We start from the raw sequence: 22,651 nt of genomic DNA, 5'->3' as shown, positions 1-22,651 counted from the left end.
CTCAAGATCGAGGTCTCAATCAGGCCGAGATTGCCGCCGCGGGGAGTGTTTTTCAAGCCCGCCCCATCGCCACCGGCAAGATCTACGACCGCTCAAAGCGGATGAAGGAAAAGTGCGTGGTGCCGAAAGTCCGGGCCGTCGGCCGTGGCCTCGGTCATCTAAATACCCGGCCGGACACCGCCCGCTTCGCCGGATGAGTTCACGCCCTAGCCGAGTAGCGGCTCGCGAAGGCGATTGCAGGGGCTGCAAAACTCTGCAAAGTCTCTTGCATCGCATCCTTTCGCTACGAGCCGCCCGAGCAGCCCATGCCTTCCATCTTCGAGACATCAGCCGCATCAGCCATTCCCATCAGCTTCGTGACAAAATCGGGCTGGGATGCGTTGCGCGAAGCGCTGCCGCCGGCACAGCGCCAGTTCGCGACCGCGAGCAACTTCACCGCCAAGCCGGGCGCCTATCTCGCGTTGCCCGCGCCGGACGGCGCGATCGCGCAGGTGCTGTTCGGCATCGAGGACGACGGCGCGAAATCGCGCGACCTGTTCCGGGCAGGCAGCCTGCCGGGGCTGCTGCCGCCGGGCACCTATCGCTTTGCCAATGCGCCCCACGACGCGCGGCTGGCGACTCTCGCCTTTGCGCTCGGCAGCTATCGTTTCGCCCGCTACCGCAAGGCCGACCGTCCGGAGGTCCGCCTGGTGCCCCCCGACGGCGTCGGCGTCGCCGAGATCACGCGCATCACTGAGGCCGCGATGCTGGCACGCGACCTCGTCAACACGCCGTCCAACGACATGGGGCCGGAGGAACTGGCCGCGGCAGCGCAAGAGCTGGCATCGGCCTATGGCGCCAGCTTCGGCTGCATCGTCGGCGACGATCTGAAGACGCAGAACTTTCCCCTGATCCATGCCGTCGGCATGGCATCGACGCGCGCGCCGCGGCTGATCGACATCGGCTGGGGCGATCCGGCGCATCCCAAGGTCACGCTGGTCGGCAAGGGCGTGTGCTTCGACACCGGCGGGCTCGACCTGAAGCCATCGAGCGGCATGCTGATCATGAAGAAGGACATGGGCGGCGCCGCCAACGTGCTCGCGCTCGCGCGGATGGTGATGGACGCCAAGCTCAAGGTGCGGCTGCGCGTGCTGATTCCGGCCGTCGAGAACGCGGTCGCCGGCAATGCCTTCCGCCCGCTCGACATCTTCCCCTCGCGCAAGGGCATCACGGTCGAAATCGGCAACACCGACGCCGAGGGCCGGCTGGTGCTGGCCGACGCGCTGGCGCTCGCCGACGAGGAGACGCCCGATTTGTTGATCGATCTGGGCACGCTGACCGGTGCCGCACGCGTCGCCCTGGGGCCGGATTTACCGCCCTTTTACACCAATGATGAAGCATTGGCCGCTGACGTCGCGCGCTGCGCGGTCGGGGAGAACGATCCGTTGTGGCGCATGCCGCTGTGGCCGCCTTACGATTCCTGGCTGGATTCGAAGACGGCAACCATTACCAACGCGCCGTCGGGCGGCTTTGCCGGATCGATCACCTGCGCGCTGTTCCTGCAGCGCTTCGTCGAGCAGGCGAAGAGCTGGCTGCATGTCGACATCTACGCCTGGACGCCGTCGGCAAAGCCGGCACGGCCCGAGGGCGGCGAGTGCCAGGCCGCACGCGCCCTCTACAAGCTTTTGAGCGAGCGCTATGCATGATCCAAGGCTGACGCCAGCGCGAGGCGACATTGCCGCAAAATATCTCGAAGGCAAGGTGCAGGCCGAGCGCTTCGTCACCGGCGAAGAGTTCGAGGTGATCTCGGCGATCACCCCGATGCGCGAGCAGCCATCGTCGTCGGCTATGCTGATGACGGAAGCGCTGCGCGGCGAGCGCGTCACCATCTACGACCGCAACGGCGAAAGCTGGGCCTGGGGTCAGCTCGTCAGCGACGGCTATGTCGGTTGGCTGCCCGATGCCGCGCTGGCGAGCGCATCTTCGGAACCGACACACAAGGTCGTCGCGCTCAGGACATTTGCCTTCCCCGGCCCCTCGATCAAGCTGCCGCCGGCGGACACGCTGGTCATGGGCACGAAGGTCGCCATTGCCCGGGAGGACGCGAGCTTTGCCGTGACGCGCGGCGGGCAATTTCTGCCGAAGACGCATCTTGCAGCACTCGGCTATCGCGAACCGGATTTCGTTGCCGTCGCGGAGCGCTTCGTCGGCACGCCCTATCTCTGGGGCGGCAAGAGCAACCTCGGCATCGATTGCTCCGGCCTGGTCCAGGTGTCGCTGACATCAGCCGGCATCGGCTGCCCCCGCGACAGCGACATGCAGCAGGCGGGCCTCGGCCGCGCGCTGGGGGCGCATGAGACGAAGACGCTTCAACGCGGCGATCTGATTTTCTGGAAGGGCCATGTCGCCATCGTGCGCGACGCCGCCACCATGGTTCACGCCAACGCGCATCACATGGCGACAGTGATCGAGCCGATCGAGCCGGCGATTGCACGGATCAAGCAGGCCGGCAGCGAGATCGTTGCGATCAAGCGGCTGTAGCGACGTAGGGTGGGTTAGCCTTGCGACTGCGCAAAGCGCAGTTCGCCGGGCGTAACCCACCTCTTTGTTCTCCACGCGGAAAGAGAAGCGGTGGATTACGCCTTGCAGCCTACGCTTCGCGCCGCCGCAAGGCTAACCCACCCTACCTGCTGGAACGCACATGTGGCGATGGTGCGCGATGCCAGCACCATGGTTCATGCCAACGCACATCACTATGGGCCAACATCCCTCCGCGCTGCATTCGCAACCTGCCAGCCAGAGAATGCCGGTGCGATCCTCTCGGTCGACTGCGCCCGCCGCGGCTCACGCCCGCGCTTGTTGCCGGTCGCGTTCAGCAGCCTCGCAATCACGATCATCACCAGGATTCCAGCAAGACTGAGCACGATCTGCATCGCAGGCCGGTCTGAGATGTCGAGCGGAGTAAGGTGGCTGGCTAGCGCCAGGAGGACGCCGACACAATAGACGGGCAGCGAATTCTCGCCACAACACTTCGCCCAGCGCAGCACCGGCGTCGATAGCCATCGCCAATCCCGAGGAACGAGCCATGACGCCACAATTGCAGCAGCCAGGAAATGCAGCAGCCGCAAGGGGCTGAGATCGGATTTGTCCAATGGAAATATCAGGTCCGTCAAAGTTTGCGAGACCAGCGGCTTGATGTGCCAACCCAGAGCGAGGACCAGGCTGAAAACCAGATAGAGAACGGCAAGAACGAGCGCCGGGGGCGACGTCAGCCATGGTCGGAACTTCTCCCCCTCGATGACGCACCACGCGCCCAGCACGATCAGAAGCTGCCAGGCCAATGGATTGAAGAACCAAACGCCGTTGGGCCAGGCTGGAACGCTCCAGCCGAAAACGTGCACGAGCGCATAAAGCAACAGCGAAAGGCCAAGCGTCACGTTTGGCGCTCGCAGCAGCAGCCACAACAGCGGTGCGAACAAAAGGTGGAAAATCACGAAAACCGGCAAGACGTCGGTGTTGACAGGGCGGTATTGCAGGATGGCGGCGTGCGCGAGCGCCGCGCCCGGATGTTCGAACAGAATCCTCGTATTGCTCTCGTCTGCAAGATGATCCCTGCCCGTGAGGTAGACGAGGATGGCACAGGCGATCGTCAGCAGAAGAAACGCGGCATAGATGTCCCATCCCCGCCGCAGCGAACGGCCGATCACCCCGCCCCAGCCCTCGCGCTGACGTGCCCTGCCGTACGCCAGCGCGCAGGTCACGCCCGAGATGAACATGAATATCTCGGCGGCATCGCAGAAGCCGTAGTTGCGCGGTGTCAGCCAGCTTCCGATGTTGTTGGGAACATGGTCCAGGAAGATCCACCACAGTGCGATCCCGCGGCAGACATCGATGCGCAGGTCGCGGCCGGCCTCCCCGAACTCCGGCGGAGTTTCGCCGATCAATCGCCTCGAGGAGTGAGTTCGATCAAGCATCTGCTGACCTGCCCGTGCGCGCACGCTCTCATAGGTCGATGAGACGCTCGGATGCTCCGCGACCGGGTGCCGAGCGGTCTCCGATCAAGCAATGCGGGCTACGAGCCCCAGCCACCTGGGGCTTGAGGATCTTTTCGTCGCCAGCCGCTACTTTGATCACCGTCGGAAGGCTCGTCGTCCTTCGAAGGCGCTTGCAGGATTTCGTCGCTGACAGCCGCTACCGAAAGCTGCTTTCGCATTTCGGCGAGGCGGGCACGGCAGAACTCACGGTAAAGCATCTCGACTATGATGGACATGATCGAACCCTCGCTTGATCATCACGGTTGACGTCCCACGTGATGGATTTCGATCATTTCAGCCGGAAAAATACACAGTGCCGGAGGCAGTTTGTGTCCGACGAGCTCTGATGAGGATGTGTCGACCAAGGCACGACACAAAATCGGTATCAGAGGACAGCCTCTACAGAACGGTCTGCGCCGCGGATCGTTGAGTTCGACCAATCGCGAATAACAACGTAAATCTGCGCTTGAACTTGCCGGAAATAACTAAATTGAACCCAATGGCGGCAATTATAAATAGAGCCATCACGCCTGCCTCCTCTTAAAGGAGATTTTTGGCACCACGACTTCGCAATCACTATAGACGTAATTTTCCTGTCGCCACGTGAACCAGTTCATATCAACATCGATCACAGGTTAATGAGACTAGCAGGTCAATGGTGCAGCTTCTTGGACTCATGCGCACGGCTTAAGACAAGGTCGGTGCGCGAACTGCAAAATGTAAATACCGAAGTGGTTTGTCGCGGCATTTGATCCTGATGTCTCATCAAGGCTGGAGGTCCCCATGTCCACGGACGCGGCCGAATTCGTATCGCATCGATTCTCGACACGCGAGCTTCCGCAGCGGATGCGGCTTCCGCTATGGCGCGAGGACTTTGGGCGCGGCATAGTCCACGCCGATATCGAGCCTCTCTCGAGTCCGTTTCAGGCGGCCGCAACGCTGCAAGCGATCCGGGGTTTGCGCAGGCTCGCACTGAAAGGCTCGTCCATGCGTTTCAAGCGCGTGCAAGCGAGCATCGCCGACGGTGACGATTCGATCGGCCTCATCGTTTGCTCGCCCAGCAGAAGTCAGCTGTCGCAGCGCGGCCAGGACATTACGCTTCGCGCCGGCGACGCAATCGCAATTCTGCATTCGGAACCCGCCACCGTCACCTATGTCGACGGATTGCTATTCGGTCTGGCCGTGCCGCGCGACGCGATTGCACAGCGCGTGGCGAACGTCGAAAGCCTCTCCATGCGGCCGATTTCCCAGCGAGCTGAAGCGCTCCGACTCCTCATGGCTTACCTGAAGTCGGCCTTCAACGAGAGTGCTCTGGCCGCTCCCAAGCTGCGCGATGCGGTCGTGGCTCACATCCATGATCTCGTGGCGCTCGCAATCGGTGAGTTCGCTCCCTTGGGCGAGAGCGGTGCGAGCGCGGTCGTGGCTGCGCGCCACCGCGCCGTCCTCGACTACATCGCGGCGCACTTTCATGAGCCAGGGCTGAACGTCGAAGTGGTAGCTCGTTGCCAGGGCATCTCACCCCGCTACCTGCAGCGCCTGATGGAGTCATCAGGATCATCGTTCACCAGGCACGTGAATGAGTTACGTCTCCAACGGGCGCTCAAGCTGTTGACCGAGGCTCGCGCCAGCGCGCAGCTGATTTCCGATATCGCCCTCGAGGTCGGCTTCTCGGATGTTTCGCATTTCAACCGCTTGTTCCGAGCCCGCTTCGGCGATTCGCCGCGTGGCGTTCGTTACGCCGGCTGAGCCATGCATCGTCATTGCGGGACACGCGCGGACGGTTCAGGTCGCCACTGACCCGTTGCCCGCCGTCTCCAGCCGGAACGCCGCCGCGAACAGCGCGCGCGTGTAGTCCGTCTTCGGGTTCTTGAAGAGGTCTGCGGCCTGGCCCTCTTCCACCACCTTGCCGCCGCGCATCACAATCAAATGACTGGCGAGAGAGGCGACGACGCGCAGGTCGTGCGAGATGAACATGTAGGTGAGGTCGCGCTTGCGCTGCAGGTCGCGCAGCAGGTCGACCATCTGGGCCTGGAACAGCATGTCGAGCGCGCTGGTCGGCTCGTCCAGCACGATGAAATCGGGCTCCAGCACCACCGCGCGCGCGATGCTGATGCGCTGGCGCTGGCCGCCGGAGAATTCGTGAGGATAGCGGAAGCGCGTCTCCGGATTGAGCCCGACGTCCTCCAGCGCCTTGACGACACGCGCCTCGCGCTCCTCTGGCCTGAGCTTCGGCTGATGCACGCCGAGGCCTTCCTCGATGATGTCGCCGACCGACATGCGCGGGCTGAGCGAGCCGAACGGATCCTGGAACACGATCTGCATGTCGCGCCGGAAGGGCCGCATCTCCTTGAAGCGCAAGCCCTGGATGTCCTTGCCCAAGAAGACGATGCGGCCGTTGGAGGAAATCAGCCGCAACAGCGCCAGCCCGAGCGTGGTCTTGCCCGAGCCGGATTCGCCGACCACGCCGAGCGTCTCGCCCTTGCGCACGGCAACGCTGACGCCGTCGACCGCCTTGATGTGGCCGACCGTCTTGCGCATCAGCCCGCGCTTGATCGGAAACCAGACCTTGAGATCATCAGCCGACATCACGACCGGGGCCTGCGGTTGCGGCGGCGCCGGATCGGGTTTTGGCTCGGCGGCGAGCAGGTCGCGCGTATAGGGATGTTTCGGGCTCCTGAAGACCTGCTCGACCGGCCCCTGCTCGACGATCTGGCCGTTCTTCATCACGCACACGGTATCGGCAATGCGGCGCACGATGCCGAGGTCGTGGGTGATGAAGAGCAGGCTCATGCCGAGCCGCGCACGGATCTCGGCAAGCAGCGCCAGGATCTGCGCCTGCACGGTGACGTCCAGCGCCGTGGTCGGCTCGTCTGCGATCAGGAGATCGGGCTCGTTGGCGAGCGCCATGGCGATCATGACGCGCTGGCGCTGGCCGCCGGACAATTGGTGCGGATAGCTCGACAGCCGCGTTTCGGGGTCGGGAATGCCGACCTGGGTCAGCAGCTCCAGCGTCCGCTTGCGCGCCAGCGCGTTGCTGGTGGGATTGTGGAGCTGGATGATCTCGCCGATCTGCGCCTCGATCGTATGCAGCGGATTGAGCGAGGTCATCGGCTCCTGGAAGATGATCGAGATGTCGCTGCCGCGAAGCTCGCGCATCTCATGCTCCGGAAGGTCCAGAATATCACGCCCCTTGAAGCGGATGTTGCCGGACGGATGCGAGGCGTTCGGATAGGGCAACAGCTTCAGGATCGACAGCGCGCTGACCGACTTGCCGGAGCCGGATTCGCCGACCAGCGCAACGCATTCGCCGCGCTTGATCTGAAACGAGACCTTGTCGACCGCGAGCGTGGTGTTGCCGCCCTGGTGGAAGGCCACCGAGAGATCCCGCACGCTGAGCAGAGGCTGGTTGATCGCGTCCATCGCGCCCCTCACTTGAACGTCTTGCGCGGGTCGAACGCGTCACGCGCGGCTTCGCCGGTGAAGATCAGCAGCGACAGCATGATCGCGACCGAGAAGAAGCCGGTGAAGCCGAGCCACGGCGCCTGCACGTTGGACTTGCCCTGCGACAGCAATTCGCCGAGCGAAGGCGAGCCGGGCGGCAGGCCGAAGCCGAGGAAGTCGAGCGCGGTCAGCGTCATCACCGAGGTCGACACGATGAACGGCAGGAACGTCATGGTCGCAACCATGGCGTTCGGCAGCAGGTGCCGGAACATGATCACCCTGTTGGAAACGCCGAGCGCGCGCGCCGCCTGGATGTATTCGAAGTTGCGTCCGCGCAGGAATTCTGCCCGCACCACACCCACCAGCGAGACCCAGGAAAACAGCAGCATGATGCCAAGCAGGACGAAGAAACCAGGCACCAGCACGGACGAAATGATGAGGAGCAAATAGAGATACGGTATAGCGGTCCAGATCTCGATGAAACGCTGGAAGGTGAGATCGATCCAGCCGCCGAAATAGCCCTGGACGCCGCCGGCCGCGACACCGACGATCGAGGAGACAATGGTGAGGCACAGGCCGAACAGTACCGAGATGCGGAAGCCGTAGATCAGCCGCGCCACCACGTCGCGTCCCTGGTCGTCCGTGCCGAGCCAGTTATATTCGAGGTCGCGGCAGCTCTTCAGGCCCTTCTTCTCCAGCACCGGCTTGCATTGCGCTTCCGTCAGCATCCAGGTCGGGGGCGACGGCACCGGCGTAGGCAGGTCGAGATTATGCGTATTGTAGGAATAGCGGATCAGCGGCCAGACGATGGTGCCGCCCTTCTCCTTGATCAGTTTCTGAAGGTAGGGATCGCGGTAGTCGGCCGCGGTCTCGAAATCGCCGCCAAACGTCGTCTCCGAATAGGTGACGAAGGCCGGCCAATAAAGGCGACCATCGTACTTGATCAGGAATGGCCGGTCGTTCGCGATCAGCTCTGCGAGCAGCGACACCACGAACAGGACAATGAAGATCCAGAACGACCAGTAACCGCGACGGTTCGCCTTGAAATTCTGCCAGCGCCGCTTGTTGAGCGGTGACGGCGCAAATGGCTTCCGGGTGACAGGCACGGCCGTACCGAACGGCGTGGTTGTCGTGGTTTCGATCGGAGTTTTGGCCGTGATCGCCATCAGACCTCCCGCGCCGCGAAATCGATCCGCGGATCGATCCACATGTAGGTCAGATCCGAGATCAGGTTCATCACGAGGCCGATGAGCGAATAGATATAGAGCGTACCGAACACCACGGGATAGTCGCGGTTGAGTATGCTCTCGAAGCCGAGCAAGCCGAGCCCATCCAGGGAGAAGATCGTCTCGATCAGCAGCGAGCCCGAAATGAAGGCGTGGACGAATGCGCCCGGGAAGCCTGCCACGACGATCAGCATCGCGTTGCGGAAGATGTGGCCGTAAAGCACCTGGCGTTCGCTGCAACCCTTGGCGCGCGCCGTCATGACATACTGCTTGCGGATCTCGTCGAGGAACGAGTTCTTGGTGAGTAGCGTCATTGTCGCAAAGGCGCCCAGCGCCATCGACAACAAGGGTAGCGTGATGTGCCAGAAATAATCGATGATCTTCCAGTACCAGGGGAATTGCGACCAGCCGTCCGAAGTCAGGCCGCGCAGCGGGAACCAGTTGAGGAACGAGCCGCCCGCAAACAGGATGATGAGGAGGATGGCGAACAGAAAGCCCGGGATGGCATAGCCGATGATGATGATCCCCGACGTCCAGGTGTCGAAGCGCGTGCCGTCCTTCACCGCCTTGCGGATGCCGAGCGGAATCGAGATCAGATAGCTGATGAGCGTCAGCCAGAGGCCGAGCGAGATCGAGACCGGAAGCTTCTCCTTCATGAGCTGGAGCACGCTGACGTCGCGGAAATAGCTCTGGCCGAAGTCGAAGCGGGCGAAATTCCAGACCATCAGGAAGAAACGTTCCGGCGCCGGCTTGTCGAAGCCGAACTGTTTTTCCAACTTCTTGATGAAATCGGGATCAAGCCCCTGCGCGCCGCGATACTTCGAGTTCACAGCATCGGCGCCGGCGCCGACCTGTCCGGGCGCGCGCTGCGCGAAATCGCCGCCGCCGGAAATGCGCGACGTGCCGCCGGTATCGGCGCCGGAGAGTTGCGCGATGACGCGCTCGACCGGGCCGCCGGGCGCGAACTGCACGACCACGAAGGACACGAACAGGATGCCGAGCAGGGTCGGAAGCATCAGGAGAAGACGGCGGACGATATAGGCGTTCATGGCTATTTCGCCTGCTCGGTCTTATTGTCGATCTTGGCGGCCTTGGCAGCGTCAAACCACCAGATCTCGGGCGCACCGACCCCGTTGGCATAGCGCGGCAGCTTGGCCGGATGGCCGAACTGATCCCAATACGCCAGCCGGTGCGTCTTGTTGTACCATTGCGGCACCCAGTATCGGCCGGCGCGGAACAGACGATCGAAGGCACGACAGGCGAAGGTCAATTCCTCGCGGCCGTCGGCCGCCATGATCTTCTCGATCATCGCGTCGAGGGCCGGACTGGCGACGCCTGCAAGATTGTATGATCCCTTGGTTGCCGCGGCTTGCGAAGAGAAGAACGCGCGCATCGCGTCGCCCGGCGTCGCCGACATGCTGAAGCGCTGGATCGTCATGTCAAAATCGAAATCTTCCTGGCGCGCCTTGTATTGCACGGCATCGACGAGACGCACGCTCGCGTCAATACCGAGCGTCCCCAGGTTCTTGATGTAGGGCGCATGATGCGGCTGGAAGGACGGCTCGTCCAACAGGAACTCGATCCTGAACACCTCGCCGTTCGGCAGCATCCGCTTGCCGTCCTTGATCGGTATTCCGGCCTCGTTCAGCAATTGCTGCGCCTTGCGCAACAGGCCGCGGTCTTGCCCGGAGCCGTCAGATACCGGAGGCGAAAACGGTGCAGCGAATACTTCGTCGGGGACTTGGCCACGAAATGGCTCCAGCAACTTCAGCTCTTCCGGTGAAGGAGGCCCGTTGCTTGCCATCAGATCCGAGTTCTGAAACGGCGAGACCGTGCGCGCATAGGCGCCGTACATGATGGTCTTGTTGGTCCATTCGAAATCGAACGCATTGGTCAAGGCCTCGCGCACGCGCGCGTCCTTGAACTTGTCGCGACGGGTATTGATGAACCAGCCCTGTGCGCCGGACGGCGTATCGTCCGGCGTGACCTCCATCTTGACGCGGCCGTCCTTGACGGCGGAGAAATCGTAGCGCGTCGCCCAGATGCGGGAGGTGAACTCCTCGCGATAGAGGTAATTCTTGCCCGTAAAACCTTCGAAGGCGACGTCGCGGTCGCGATAGAACTCGTAGCGCACGACGTCGAAATTGTAGCTGCCGCGGCAGACCGGGAGATCGGCCGCCCACCAGTTCTTCACCCGGTCGTACTCGATGTAGCGATTGACCTCGAATTTCCCGACCTTGTAGGGACCGGAGCCGAGCGGGACGTCGAGCGTCGATTCGTCGAAGGCGCGCGTGGCGTAGTAGGCTTTCGAGAAGATCGGCAGGCTCGCAACATAGAGCGGCACGTCACGTGCGCGCCCCTTGGCAAAGGTGACGACGAGCGTCGTGTCGTCGAGAGCCTCGGCGCCGACCATGTCGCGCATCTGGACGATGATGAGCGGATGGCCCTTGGTCTTCAGGGACGTCAGCGAAAACGCCGCGTCGTGGGCGGTGAGCTTCGTGCCGTCGTGGAATTTCGCCTCCGGCCGCATCGTGAAGCGATAAACGAGTTTGTCCGGCGAGATCTGCACGGACTTGGCGGCAAGCCCGTACATCGCGTCCGGCTCGTCATTTGCCCGCACCATCAGCGCCGCGAAGGTCATGTCCATGCCTTGCGCACCATCGCCCTTGAGGATGAAGGCGTTGAGCGAGTTGAAGGTCTGGTAGGACTGATTGTAGGCGCGCACCGACGGAATCAGCGAAAACGCGCCGCCCTTGGGCGCATCCACATTGACGTAGTCGAAATGGTGGAAGTCGGCGGGATATTTGAGATCGCCGAAGGCCGAGATGCCATGCGACGCGATCCCCGCCTCCGAAGCGCGCGCGCCGCGCAACGGAGGTAAGCCGAGCGACGCACCGAGAGCGCTGCCGGCACCGAGAGCGAGCACATGGCGGCGTGACACCTGCGTCATGCGGAAAATGTCCTTCACGACTTCTTTGCGATCCGCGCCGCCTTGTCTGCGTCGTACCACCAGATGAAGGGGAAGCCGGACTGACCGTATTTGGGCAGTTCCGCCGGCCGGCCAAAACGGTCCCAGCGCGCGGTGCGCACCTTCGAGTAGGTCCACTGCGGCACGACGTAGTGATTCCACAGCAGCACGCGGTCCAGCGCCTTGGTCGCGGCGACGAGGTCGTCGCGATCGGTGGCGTAGATCAGCCGCTCGATCAGCTTGTCGACGGCTGGATTCTTGATGCCGGAAATGTTGCGCGAACCGGCGATGTCGGCGGACTTGGACGACCAGAATTCCCGCTGCTCGTTGCCCGGAGATTGCGACTCGCCCCAGGAGTTGGTGACGACGTCGAAATCCCAGTCGCGAAGCCTGTTCTCGTACTGGGTCGGATCGACCGTTCGCACGCTCACGGCGATGCCGAGCCGCTCCAGCGACGGCTTGTAGAACAGCGTGACCCGTTCGAAGCTCGGATCCTGGTTCAGCAATTCAAGCGAGAACTGAGCGCCGGTTTTGGTGTCGGTCAGCTTGCGGTCGCGCACCTCGTAGCCGGCCTCCTTGAACAGACGCAGCGCCTCGCGCAGATTATCACGCACGGCCTCCGAACTGCCACCGACCGGATTGGTGTAGGCGGTCGTGAAGACTTCGGGCGGGACTTCGGCGCGGACGGTCTCGAGAATCTCAAGCTCCTTCCCCTGCGGCAGTCCGGTTGCCATCAGCTCATCGATGCCGTCGAAATAGCTGCTGACGCGCTTGTACTGGCCGTAGAAGATCTGCTTGTTCATCTCCTCGAAGTCGAACGCGTAGTTGAGCGCACGACGCACGCGGGGATCGCTGAACTTGGCGCGGCGCAGGTTCGGCACGAAAGCCTGCATGACGCCGGAGCTGCGATTGGCGAATTCCTCGAGGATCACGCGCTTCTCGGTCACGGCCGGGAAATCGTAGGCGGTTGCCCAGTTCTTCGCGCTGTTCTCGGCGCGCCAGTCGACCTGGTCGGCCTTGAACGCCTCGATCGCGACGGTGGCGTCGCGGAAATATTCGTAGCGCAGCTCGTCGAAATTGTTGCGGCCGACATTGGCCGCGAAATCACGCCCCCAATAGTCCTTGACGCGCTCCAGAGCCATCGACCGTCCCGCAACGAATTCCTTGATCCTGTAGGGGCCGGACCCGAGCGGTATTTCGAGCGTGGTGGTGGAGACATCGCGCTTGCGGCCCTGCGCATCGGTGCCCTCCCACCAATGCTTCGGCAGCACGTAGAGCTGGCCGAGGATTTGCGGCAGTTCGCGATTACCCGGGGCATCGAACACGAACTTGACTTCGCGCTCGCCAACCTTCTCGGCCTTCACCACGTGGCTGTAGTAAGCCGAATACATCGGGTGATGCTTTTTGAAGGAATCAAGCGAGAAGATCACGTCGTCAGCCGTGACCGGCTTGCCGTCGTGCCACTTGGCCTCCGGTCGCAAGCGATAGGTCACGAAGGCGAAATCGTCGGGGTGGCTGACGGCCTCGGCCAGCGCGCCATATTCGGTCGAGACTTCATCGAGCGACTGCGTCAGCAGGTTTTCATAGATGAATGCGACGGCACCGGCGAAGGTACCCTTCACGCCCGATACGACGATGTTGAAATTGTCGAACGTGCCGACGGCGATCTGGCGCGCGACGCCGCCCTTCGGCGCTTCCGGATTGACGTAGTCGAAACGCTTGAAATCGGCGGGGTACTTGACCTTGCCGAACAGCGACAGCGCGTGCCGCCAAGGCAGCTCGCCTGCGGCTTGCGCCTCGGCCTTACCGATCAGCGGAAGGCCCGCGGTGGAACCGAGAGCGGGAAGCGCCGCAGTTGCAGCGCCGGCGAGGAGAAGATCGCGTCGGGTAATTGCCAAATGAACATCCCTGTCTTGGAGAGGGGCCTATCCCTTAAGGCCCCAATATACGGCAAGGTTTCGACCGATTAAGTTGCTTTTTCCTCATCTTGGAAGCTTGCCGGGGCGGTCCGCTGCGGCCAAACGCCCCGATAACAACAACGCGACCATATAGATACGGAAACGGCCAGGCGCAGGGCCTGGCCGCAAATCGTCTCGCGACGCCGGGAACGTTACTTCGCCGCGGTCGGCAGCGGCTTCGGGCTATCCGACAGCGAGTTCAGATACGCGATCACGTCGGCGCGCTCGGAATCCTTCTGAATGCCGGCAAAGCCCATCGCGGTGCCCGGGATGAAGCCCTTCGGATTGGCGATGAACTTGTTGAGGTCGTCGATGGTCCAGGTACCGCCCTTGCCCTTCATCGCAGCCGAGAAGTTGAAGCCGCCACGACCTTCGCCACGCGGCTCGCCGACGACGCCGAACAGGTTCGGACCAACGCGGTTCGGGCCGCCCTTCTCAAACGTGTGGCAGGCGCCGCACTTCTTGGCGGCGGAGGCGCCCTTCTCGACGGACGCAGTCTGGAGCAGCTTTTCGATCGGCTCGGAGGCCGCAGCGGCGCCGCCTTCTTTGCCGTGGCCGGCATCTTCCTTCACCGCGATCTCGAAACCGGGCTTCTCCAGCGGCTTCGGGGAGAACAGCGCCTGGGCGGTGAAGCTCGTCACCAGGAGAACGAGGCAGGTGCCGAGCACGGCACCGAGGATCTTGTTGAGTTCGAAGGAGTCCATTTCGGATCAGGCCCCACGCCGCGAGATAAGGAAGTGCGGCCCAAGCCGCCAAGACAGGCCCCAGGGGAATCGGACGTTCCACCCCACCCCCGAGCAGCGATGAGATATCGGTTTGCCCGGGGTCTGGCAACCCGTATAAACGGGCCCGCTTTCACCCCATCCCCACCCATTTCCGGCGCGTTTCGCGCCCCGTTTCCAGGGTCCCCGACCGGATGACAGATCCCCGCATTCTGGTGCTGATTCCGGCGCGCATGGCGGCGACCCGCCTGCCCGGCAAGCCGCTGGCCGATATCGCCGGACAGCCGATGATCGTGCACGTTTTGCGCCGGGCGGAATCAGCGGGTATCGGCCGGGTCGCGGTCGCGACCGACACGCAGGAGATCGCGGACGCCGTGACCGCCCATGGCGGCGTAGCTGTGATGACCCGTCCCGAACACCCCTCGGGCTCCGACCGTATCCACGAGGCCATGCTGAAGCTCGATCCCGACGCCAAGGCCGAGATCGTGGTCAATCTCCAGGGTGATTTCCCGACCATTACGACGGACAACATCCGCGACGTACTGCCGCCGCTCGCCGACCCCGCCGTGGACATCGCGACGCTGGCCTCGCAGATCCACACCGAGGAGGAGGACCTTGCGCCAAGCGTGGTGAAGGCCGTGGGCAGCTCATTGGGCGGACGGCGCATGCGGGCGCTCTACTTCACCCGCGCCACCGCCCCGCATGGCGACGGACCGCGGTATCATCACATCGGCCTTTACGCCTACCGCCGTGCCGCACTGGAGCGCTTTGTGTCGCTCCCACCCTCGCCCCTGGAACTCCAGGAGAAGCTGGAGCAGCTCCGGGCGCTGGAGGCCGGCATGCGCATCGACTTCACCATCGTCGACAGCGTGCCCCGCGGCGTCGACACGCCGGCCGACCTCGAAACCGCCCGCAGACTGCTTTCCAAATCCTGAGCGGCTGTTACAAGGCCCGGCAGGAGCTATTACCGAACATGAGCAAGATGAAAATCGCATTCCAGGGCGAACCTGGGGCCAATTCCCACATCGCCATCGTCGAGGCCTATCCCGACGCCGAACCGATGCCCTGCGCCACGTTCGAGGACGCGCTGTCGGCGATCTCGTCGGGCGAGGCAGACCTCGGCATGATCCCGATCGAGAACTCGGTCGCGGGGCGCGTCGCCGACATCCACCATCTGCTGCCGGCGTCCGGCCTCTTCATCATCGGCGAATGGTTTTTGCCGGTCCGCCACCAGTTGATGGCGGTGAAGGGCACCAAGCTCTCGGACATCAAGAGCGTCGAGAGCCATGTGCACGCGCTCGGCCAGTGCCGGCGCATCATCCGCAAGCTCGGCGTCAGGCCGATCGTGGCCGCCGACACCGCCGGCAGCGCGCGCGACATTTCCGAGCGCAAGGACAAGAGTGTCGCTGCGATCGCTTCCCGCTTAGCCGCGAAGATTTACGGCCTCGACATCCTCGCCGAAGACATCGAGGACGAGGCCCACAACACGACACGCTTCGTGGTGCTGGCGCGCGAGGCCAAATGGGCCGAGCAGGGGTCGGGCCCGCTGGTCACCTCTTTTGTATTCCGGGTGCGCAATTTGCCGGCCGCGCTCTACAAGGCGCTCGGCGGCTTCGCCACCAACGGCGTCAACATGACCAAGCTCGAAAGCTACATGGTCGACGGCAATTTCTTCGCCACGCAGTTCTATGCCGACGTCGACGGCCATCCGAACGACAAGGGGCTGGCCTTTGCGCTGGAGGAGCTGAAATTCTTCTCGCGCGAATTCCGCATCGTCGGTGTCTATCCGGGGCATCCGTTCCGAGCCACGTTCAGCGAGACGCAGGAGTGAGATGCCACCCTCCCCTGGAGGGGGAGGGTCGGCTCACATTGAGCACAGCGAAATGTGAGACGGGGTGGGCTGACAGTCTCTCCACGTCGAACGCTGCCCGAGTGGAGGGATCACCCCACCCCGCTCGCGCTTCGCGCGATCGACCCTCCCCCTCCAGGGGAGGGTAGTTAGGCCGCCTTCGCGAGCCCAAACGACTCCGCCAGCAGCGAATAGGACTTTTTCCGCGTCTCGTGGTCGTAGACCGGGGTGATGACCATCAGCTCGTCCGGCTTGCTCGCATCGATCAGCGGCTGAAGCTTTTTCTGCACGGTTGCGGGCGTGCCGACGAACAGGCGCGAGCGGCCGCGCCCGATGGAGACACGTTCGGCGTCGCTGTAGGGATAGGCTAGCGCCTCCTCGACGCTCGGCAGCGGCAGATACTGGCCGCGGTCGCGGCGCAGGCGATTGAGATCGTAGGACGCCGCGAGGTTTTCGGCCTCTTCATCCGTATCCGCGGCGATGGCCGCGACGGCGAGGATGGCGTGCGGCGTTTGGCGCCAAGCTGACGGCTTAAACCTGTTGCGGTAGTTCACCATCGCGTCGACCGCGTCGTGGCTTGCGAAGTGATGCGCGAACGCAAAGCCCATGCCGACTTGCGCTGACAGCTCCGAGGAATAATCGCTGGAGCCGAGCAGCCAGATCGGCGGCAGCGGCGTGTCGTCGGGCATGGCGACGACGTTGTTGTAGGGATGGCCCGACGGAAAATCGCGGGTCTCCCACAAACACAGCTCATGCAGTCGTTCGAGGAAATCGTCACCCTCGCGGCGGTCGAGCCTGCTTCGGAGCGCGTAGGCCGTGGCACCGTCGGTGCCGGGCGCGCGGCCGAGGCCGAGATCGATACGGCCGGGAAACAGCGCCTCCAGCATCTTGAAGCGCTCGGCGACCACCAGCGGGGCGTGGTTGGGCAGCATCACGCCGCCGGAGCCGACGCGGATATGTTTGGTCACCGCCGCGATCTGCCCGATCATGACGTCGGGTGCCGGGCTCGCGACGGACGCGAGGTTGTGATGCTCGGCGAGCCAGTAGCGGACATAGCCGAGCCCATCGACATGGCGCGCCAGGTCGATGCTGTTGCGCAGCGCTGCGGCCGGCTTGGTGCCTGTGGTGACGACGGAAAGGTCGAGGACGGAGAGCGGGAGCATGATCGCTAACCTAGTGCGCGGCGCCGGGCCGGCAATGGCCGGCGCGCGCAGATCTGGCGTGTGTACAAGGCGAGCCCTCGGCTCGTTGGGCGCAACTGGAGTGGGATTCCGGGCACTTCCGTATTCCCGATTTTACATTGCCCAATTCCAACGATCGCTCCAACTCTAAATCATGTATCCTATAACTTATTGATTTTTAACAATCTTCTACAAGAGCCACCATTCCCACCATTCGGCCTAACCAGCTCAAAATACCTCGCAAAACGGCAATAGTGGGCAATTTCCCATTCTCGATGGGCTGTCCCACCCGAGGCCTTTGACTTATCTTAGGACCTGCCAACTAGACCCGACCGCGCGACGCAAGAGACTGGAGTGAGTGCTGCCATGACTGAGCCGACGACGGCTGCCGAGAACGACGGGCTCCTCGCCGTGAAGCGTCCCGCGATCTCCTTCGAGTTCTTCCCGCCCAAGACCGAGGAGATGGAGCGCAATCTCTGGGAGACCATCAACCGCCTCGCGCCGCTGGAGCCGAAATTCGTCTCGGTGACCTATGGCGCCGGCGGCTCGACCCGCGAGCGCACCCATTCCACCATCGCGCGCATCCTGAAGGAGACCGCGCTGCTGCCGGCCGCGCATCTGACCTGCGTCGGCGCCTCGCGCGGCGAGATCGACGAGATCGTGGACCGCTATCACGAGGTCGGCGTCCGCCACATCGTCGGCCTGCGTGGCGATCCGCCCGGCGGCATCGGCACGCCCTACACCACCCATCCCGACGGCTACCAGAGCTCGGCCGAGCTCGTTGCAGGGATCAAGAAGCGGCATGCCGACATCGAAGTGTCGGTGTCGGCCTATCCCGAGAAGCACCCCGAAGCGCGCGACTTCGATGCCGACATCGACACACTGAAGGCCAAGGTCGATGCAGGCGCGACGCGCGCCATCACCCAGGTGTTCTTCGATAACGACCTCTACTTCCGTTATCTCGACCGCGTCCGCGCCCGCGGCATCAACATTCCGATCGTGCCGGGCATCATGCCCATGCACAATTTCAAGCAGGCCCGCAATTTCGTCACCCGCGCCGGCACCACAGTGCCGAACTGGCTGGCGGAAAAGTTCGACGGCCTCGACGAGGATGCCGACACACGCAAGCTCGTTGCAGCGACGGTCGCCGCCGGCCAGGTGCACAAGCTCGCCAAGCATGGCGTCGACACCTTCCACTTCTACACCATGAACCGCGCCGATCTCGTGTTCGCGATCAGCCATTTGCTCGGTATTCGCGCCAAGAGCGCCCAGAAAGCTGCCTGACAGAGATGACCGTACCCGTTTCGCCCAAGCGCACTGCTCTGCTCGACGCCGCCCGCGACCGCATCCTCGTGCTCGACGGCGCCATGGGCACGATGATCCAGGCGCTCCAGTTCGACGAAGCCGCCTTCCGCGGCGACCGTTTCAAGGATTTTCACCGCGACCTCCGCGGCAACAACGATCTGTTGATCCTGACCCAGCCGCAGGCGATCGAGGACATCCACGCCGCCTATTTGCGTGCCGGCGCCGACATCGTCGCGACCAACACTTTCTCGACGACGTCGATCGCGCAGGCCGATTACGACCTCACCGACATCGTCTATGAGATGGCCCGCGAAGGTGCCCGCCTCGCCCGCAATGCCGCCGAGCGTGTCAGCGCCGAAGACGGCAAGCCGCGCTTCGTCGCCGGCGCCCTCGGCCCGACCAACCGCACCGCCTCGATCTCGCCCGACGTGGCGAACCCCGGTTATCGCGCGGTCACCTTCGATGATCTCAGAAAGTCCTATGGCGAGCAGATCAACGGCCTGCTCGATGGCGGCGTCGATTTGCTGTTGGTCGAGACCATCTTTGACACGTTGAACGCCAAGGCGGCGCTTTATGCGATCGCCGAGATCACCGAGGAGCGCGGCATCGACGTGCCGGTGATGGTGTCGGGCACCATCACCGACAAGTCCGGCCGCCTGCTCTCGGGCCAGATGCCGGAGGCGTTCTGGAATTCGGTGCGGCATGCAAAGCCCGTCACCATCGGCTTCAACTGCGCGCTCGGCGCCGAAGATTTGCGCGCGCATATCGCCGACATCGGCCGCGTCGCCGATACGCTGGTCTGCGCCTATCCCAATGCCGGCCTGCCCAACGAATTCGGCCAGTATGACGAGAGCCCGGAGTACATGGCGCGCCTGATCGGCGAGTTCGCGCGCGACGGCCTCGTCAACATCGTCGGCGGCTGCTGCGGCACCACGCCCGACCATATCGCGGCGATTGCCGCTGCCGTCGCCCCGCACAAGCCGCGCGTTGTGCCCGCGATCGAGCCGCGGCTGCGCCTCTCCGGCCTCGAGCCCTTTGCGCTGACGGATGCCATTCCCTTCGTCAATGTCGGCGAGCGCACCAACGTCACGGGCTCCGCCCGCTTCCGCAAGCTGATCACCGCCGGCGACTACACCGCAGCGCTGCAGGTCGCACGCGACCAGGTCGAGAACGGCGCCCAGATCATCGACGTCAACATGGACGAGGGTCTGCTGGATTCGGAAGCCGCGATGGTGACCTTCCTCAACCTCGTCGCCGCCGAGCCCGATATCGCGCGCGTCCCCGTCATGGTCGATTCCTCGAAATTCTCCGTCATCGAGGCCGGCCTGAAATGCGTTCAGGGCAAGCCCGTCGTGAACTCGATCTCGATGAAGGAAGGCGAGGAAAAGTTCATCCATGAGGCCAAGATCGCGCGGCGCCATGGCGCCGCGGTCGTGGTGATGGCATTCGACGAAGTCGGACAGGCCGATACCTTTGCGCGCAAGACCGAGATCTGCAAGCGCGCCTACGACATCCTGGTGAACCGCGTCGGCTTCCCGCCGGAAGACATCATTTTCGATCCCAACATCTTTGCGATCGCGACCGGCATCGAGGAGCACAACAATTACGGCGTCGACTTCATCGAGGCGACGCGCTGGATTCGCAAGAACCTGCCGGGCGCGCACATCTCCGGCGGCGTCTCCAACCTGTCGTTCTCGTTCCGCGGCAACGAGCCGGTGCGCGAGGCCATGCACTCGGTGTTCCTGTATCACGCCATCAAGGCCGGTATGGACATGGGCATCGTCAATGCCGGCCAGATGATCGTCTATGACGACATCGATCCCGAACTGCGGCAGACCTGCGAGGACGTCGTCCTCAACCGCGACCCCGGCGCCTCCGAACGGCTGCTGGCGCTGGCGGAAAAATTCCGCGGCAAGAAGACCGAGGCCAAGGAAGCCGATCTCGCCTGGCGCGAATGGCCGGTGGCAAAGCGGCTGTCGCATTCGCTGGTGCACGGCATCACCGAATTCATCGAGCAGGATACCGAAGAGGCCCGCGCGGCGTCCTCGCGGCCGCTCGACGTCATCGAGGGCCCGCTGATGGCCGGCATGAACGTGGTCGGCGACCTCTTCGGCGACGGCAAAATGTTTTTGCCGCAGGTCGTGAAGTCGGCGCGCGTGATGAAGCAGGCGGTCGCCTATCTCATGCCGTTCATGGAGGAGGAGAAGGCGCGCAACCTCGCCAGCGGCATCGGCACCGAGGGCTCCAGCTCCGCCGGCAAGATCGTGCTCGCGACCGTCAAGGGCGACGTCCACGACATCGGCAAGAACATCGTCGGCATCGTGCTCCAGTGCAACAACTTTGAGGTCATCGACCTCGGCGTGATGGTGCCGGCGGCCAAGATCGTGGAGACCGTGAAGGCCGAGAAGGCCGACATCGTTGGCCTTTCCGGCCTGATCACGCCCTCGCTCGACGAGATGGCGTTCTTCGCCGGCGAATTGCAGCGCGAAGGCTTGAAGCTGCCGCTTCTGATCGGCGGCGCCACGACGAGCCGTGTGCACACGGCGGTCAAGATCGACCCGAACTACCAGGCCGGCCCCGTCGTGCATGTGAACGACGCGAGCCGCGCCGTCGGCGTTGCCTCCTCGCTGCTGTCGCCGGAGAAGCGCGAGGCCTATGCCGCCGAGGTGCGCACCGAGTATGCCCGGATTTCCGAGGCGCATCTGCGCGCGCAGGCCGACAAGAAGCGGCTGAAGCTCTCGGATGCCCGCGCCAACCGCGTGCCGGTGGATTTTGCCGGCAAGCCCCCGCTGAAGCCGACCTTCCTCGGCACGAAGACTTTTGACGACTACGATCTCGCCGAGCTCGTGCCCTATATCGACTGGACGCCGTTCTTCCAGACCTGGGAGCTCGCCGGCCGCTTCCCCGCGATCCTCGACGACGCCAAGGTCGGCGAGGTCGCGCGCGCGCTCTATGACGATGCGCGCAAGATGCTCGACACCATCGTGAAGGAAAAATGGTTCCGCGCGCGCGCCACGATCGGCTTCTGGCCGGCGAACGCCGACGGTGACGACATCGCCGTCTATGCCGACGAGAGCCGGACGAAGAAAATCGCGACGCTGCACACGCTGCGCCAGCAGCTCGAGAAGCGCGAGGGCCGCTTCAACGCCGCGCTCTCCGACTTCATCGCACCCAGCGCGACCGGCGTGCCCGACTATGTCGGCGGCTTCGTGGTCACCGCCGGGATCGGCGAGGACGCGGTTGCCGACCGCTTCAAGAAGGCGAATGACGACTACTCCTCGATCCTGTGCAAGGCGCTCGCCGATCGCCTGGCAGAGGCTTTTGCCGAACGCATGCATGCGCGTGTGCGCCGCGAGTTCTGGGCCTATGCGCCGGATGAGGCGCTCACCAACGAGGAGCTGATCCTCGAAAAATACCAGGGTATCCGCCCCGCGCCCGGCTATCCCGCGCAACCCGACCACACCGAGAAGAAGACGCTGTTCGAGTTGCTCGACGCGGAGGCCACCGCCGGGGTGAAGCTGACGGAAAGCTTTGCGATGTGGCCGGGCTCATCGGTGTCGGGGCTCTATTTCTCCAATCCCGAGAGCTACTATTTTGGCGTCGGCAAGATCGAGCGCGACCAGGTCGAGGACTATGCCGCGCGCAAGGGCATGAGTGTCGCTGAGGCCGAGCGCTGGCTCGCGCCGGTGCTCAATTATATCCCGGCGCGCGCGACAAAGGACGAGACTGCATTCGCGGCAACGCCCGCGAACGACGTCGCCTCCACCGACCTCGCCTCGCACCCGCCGGGCTGCACCTGCGCGGTGCATCTGGTGTGGCGGAAGAAGAAGGTCGGCGCGGGCTGACTGCCACCCTCCCCTGGAGGGGTCCGAGACGAGCGTAGCTCGCTCGTGGGTCGGCTCACATTGAGCGCAGCGATAATGTGTGACGGGGGTGGGGTGACGGTCTCTCCGCGCCGAACACTGCCCGAGTTGAGAGATCACCCCAC

General features: G+C 63.5%; 16 protein-coding genes. 7 read left to right on the top strand and 9 right to left on the bottom strand.

Annotation, left to right across the window (positions count from 1 at the left end; genetic code table 11):
* Window positions 1–305: 305 nt before the first annotated feature.
* Window positions 306–1,685: a leucyl aminopeptidase family protein gene (locus KUF59_RS04895; protein ID WP_212456880.1), complete on the top strand. Its 1,380-nt coding sequence runs from the start codon at window positions 306–308 to the stop codon at window positions 1,683–1,685.
* Window positions 1,678–2,520: a C40 family peptidase gene (locus KUF59_RS04890; protein WP_212456881.1), complete on the top strand. Its 843-nt coding sequence runs from the start codon at window positions 1,678–1,680 to the stop codon at window positions 2,518–2,520. The genes KUF59_RS04895 and KUF59_RS04890 overlap by 8 nt, the downstream gene beginning before the upstream one ends.
* 212 nt (window positions 2,521–2,732) lie before the next feature.
* Here the strand turns inward: KUF59_RS04890 and KUF59_RS04885 are convergent, their stop codons facing one another.
* Together KUF59_RS04885 and KUF59_RS04880 are read right to left on the bottom strand one after the other, a co-directional pair.
* Window positions 2,733–3,953, bottom strand: a complete 1,221-nt coding sequence (locus KUF59_RS04885; RefSeq protein WP_212456882.1) for an OpgC family protein — start codon at window positions 3,951–3,953, stop codon at window positions 2,733–2,735.
* A gap of 98 nt (window positions 3,954–4,051) precedes the next feature.
* Window positions 4,052–4,249 carry a hypothetical protein gene (locus KUF59_RS04880; RefSeq protein WP_212456883.1) on the bottom strand — a complete coding sequence of 66 codons (198 nt, stop codon included), beginning with the start codon at window positions 4,247–4,249 and terminating at the stop codon, window positions 4,052–4,054.
* 547 nt (window positions 4,250–4,796) lie between these two features.
* Here KUF59_RS04880 and KUF59_RS04875 point away from each other — a divergent pair.
* Window positions 4,797–5,759, top strand: a complete 963-nt coding sequence (locus tag KUF59_RS04875; RefSeq protein WP_212456884.1) for an AraC family transcriptional regulator — start codon at window positions 4,797–4,799, stop codon at window positions 5,757–5,759.
* Between the two features lie 36 nt (window positions 5,760–5,795).
* Here the strand turns inward: KUF59_RS04875 and KUF59_RS04870 are convergent, their stop codons facing one another.
* The 6 genes from KUF59_RS04870 to KUF59_RS04845 form a co-directional block, all read right to left on the bottom strand.
* Window positions 5,796–7,433, bottom strand: a complete 1,638-nt coding sequence (locus KUF59_RS04870) for an ABC transporter ATP-binding protein (RefSeq protein WP_212456885.1) — start codon at window positions 7,431–7,433, stop codon at window positions 5,796–5,798.
* An 8-nt stretch (window positions 7,434–7,441) separates the two neighbouring features.
* Entirely contained in the window at window positions 7,442–8,620 is a 1,179-nt protein-coding gene (locus KUF59_RS04865) for an ABC transporter permease (protein ID WP_212456886.1), read from the bottom strand.
* On the bottom strand, window positions 8,620–9,729 hold the full coding sequence (locus KUF59_RS04860; RefSeq protein ID WP_212456887.1) for a microcin C ABC transporter permease YejB: 1,110 nt from the start codon (window positions 9,727–9,729) through the stop codon (window positions 8,620–8,622). Before KUF59_RS04860 ends, KUF59_RS04865 begins: the two co-directional genes overlap by 1 nt.
* Before the next feature lie 2 nt (window positions 9,730–9,731).
* Complete coding sequence (locus KUF59_RS04855; protein WP_212456888.1) at window positions 9,732–11,630, bottom strand: extracellular solute-binding protein; 1,899 nt, start codon at window positions 11,628–11,630, stop codon at window positions 9,732–9,734.
* A gap of 14 nt (window positions 11,631–11,644) precedes the next feature.
* Window positions 11,645–13,546 (bottom strand): extracellular solute-binding protein, encoded by a 1,902-nt coding sequence (locus tag KUF59_RS04850; RefSeq protein ID WP_212456889.1) that lies wholly within the window; start codon window positions 13,544–13,546, stop codon window positions 11,645–11,647.
* A gap of 212 nt (window positions 13,547–13,758) precedes the next feature.
* On the bottom strand, window positions 13,759–14,310 hold the full coding sequence (locus tag KUF59_RS04845) for a c-type cytochrome (RefSeq protein ID WP_212456890.1): 552 nt from the start codon (window positions 14,308–14,310) through the stop codon (window positions 13,759–13,761).
* A 212-nt stretch (window positions 14,311–14,522) separates the two neighbouring features.
* Between KUF59_RS04845 and KUF59_RS04840 the strand changes: the two genes are divergently transcribed.
* On the top strand, window positions 14,523–15,263 hold the full coding sequence (locus KUF59_RS04840; RefSeq protein WP_212456891.1) for a 3-deoxy-manno-octulosonate cytidylyltransferase: 741 nt from the start codon (window positions 14,523–14,525) through the stop codon (window positions 15,261–15,263).
* Window positions 15,264–15,301: 38 nt separating this feature from the next.
* Window positions 15,302–16,159 carry a prephenate dehydratase gene (locus KUF59_RS04835; RefSeq protein WP_212456892.1) on the top strand — a complete coding sequence of 286 codons (858 nt, stop codon included), beginning with the start codon at window positions 15,302–15,304 and terminating at the stop codon, window positions 16,157–16,159.
* Window positions 16,160–16,326: 167 nt separating this feature from the next.
* Here the strand turns inward: KUF59_RS04835 and KUF59_RS04830 are convergent, their stop codons facing one another.
* The gene (locus KUF59_RS04830; RefSeq protein ID WP_212456893.1) at window positions 16,327–17,340 is read right to left on the bottom strand and encodes an LLM class flavin-dependent oxidoreductase; all 1,014 of its coding nucleotides are present in this window, start codon (window positions 17,338–17,340) and stop codon (window positions 16,327–16,329) included.
* A gap of 384 nt (window positions 17,341–17,724) precedes the next feature.
* Between KUF59_RS04830 and metF the strand changes: the two genes are divergently transcribed.
* Both metF and metH read left to right on the top strand, forming a co-directional pair.
* Window positions 17,725–18,642: a methylenetetrahydrofolate reductase [NAD(P)H] gene (metF, locus tag KUF59_RS04825; RefSeq protein WP_212456894.1), complete on the top strand. Its 918-nt coding sequence runs from the start codon at window positions 17,725–17,727 to the stop codon at window positions 18,640–18,642.
* Between the two features lie 5 nt (window positions 18,643–18,647).
* Window positions 18,648–22,508 carry a methionine synthase gene (metH, locus tag KUF59_RS04820; protein ID WP_212456895.1) on the top strand — a complete coding sequence of 1,287 codons (3,861 nt, stop codon included), beginning with the start codon at window positions 18,648–18,650 and terminating at the stop codon, window positions 22,506–22,508.
* Window positions 22,509–22,651 lie beyond the last annotated feature (143 nt).

The sequence above is a fragment of the Bradyrhizobium arachidis genome, assembly GCF_024758505.1.
GTDB lineage: Bacteria > Pseudomonadota > Alphaproteobacteria > Rhizobiales > Xanthobacteraceae > Bradyrhizobium > Bradyrhizobium manausense_C.
This window is presented reverse-complemented; position numbering and strand designations above follow the sequence as displayed.

Coding starts and splice junctions, on each gene's coding strand:
- KUF59_RS04830 (WP_212456893.1), bottom strand. CDS start 17,340: ATGCTCCCGCTCTCCGTCCTCGACCTTTCCGTCGTCACCACAGGCACC.
- KUF59_RS04860 (WP_212456887.1), bottom strand. CDS start 9,729: ATGAACGCCTATATCGTCCGCCGTCTTCTCCTGATGCTTCCGACCCTG.
- metF (WP_212456894.1), top strand. CDS start 17,725: ATGACTGAGCCGACGACGGCTGCCGAGAACGACGGGCTCCTCGCCGTG.
- KUF59_RS04890 (WP_212456881.1), top strand. CDS start 1,678: ATGCATGATCCAAGGCTGACGCCAGCGCGAGGCGACATTGCCGCAAAA.
- KUF59_RS04885 (WP_212456882.1), bottom strand. CDS start 3,953: ATGCTTGATCGAACTCACTCCTCGAGGCGATTGATCGGCGAAACTCCG.
- metH (WP_212456895.1), top strand. CDS start 18,648: ATGACCGTACCCGTTTCGCCCAAGCGCACTGCTCTGCTCGACGCCGCC.
- KUF59_RS04865 (WP_212456886.1), bottom strand. CDS start 8,620: ATGGCGATCACGGCCAAAACTCCGATCGAAACCACGACAACCACGCCG.
- KUF59_RS04835 (WP_212456892.1), top strand. CDS start 15,302: ATGAGCAAGATGAAAATCGCATTCCAGGGCGAACCTGGGGCCAATTCC.
- KUF59_RS04875 (WP_212456884.1), top strand. CDS start 4,797: ATGTCCACGGACGCGGCCGAATTCGTATCGCATCGATTCTCGACACGC.
- KUF59_RS04845 (WP_212456890.1), bottom strand. CDS start 14,310: ATGGACTCCTTCGAACTCAACAAGATCCTCGGTGCCGTGCTCGGCACC.
- KUF59_RS04895 (WP_212456880.1), top strand. CDS start 306: ATGCCTTCCATCTTCGAGACATCAGCCGCATCAGCCATTCCCATCAGC.
- KUF59_RS04870 (WP_212456885.1), bottom strand. CDS start 7,433: ATGGACGCGATCAACCAGCCTCTGCTCAGCGTGCGGGATCTCTCGGTG.
- KUF59_RS04855 (WP_212456888.1), bottom strand. CDS start 11,630: ATGACGCAGGTGTCACGCCGCCATGTGCTCGCTCTCGGTGCCGGCAGC.
- KUF59_RS04880 (WP_212456883.1), bottom strand. CDS start 4,249: ATGTCCATCATAGTCGAGATGCTTTACCGTGAGTTCTGCCGTGCCCGC.
- KUF59_RS04840 (WP_212456891.1), top strand. CDS start 14,523: ATGACAGATCCCCGCATTCTGGTGCTGATTCCGGCGCGCATGGCGGCG.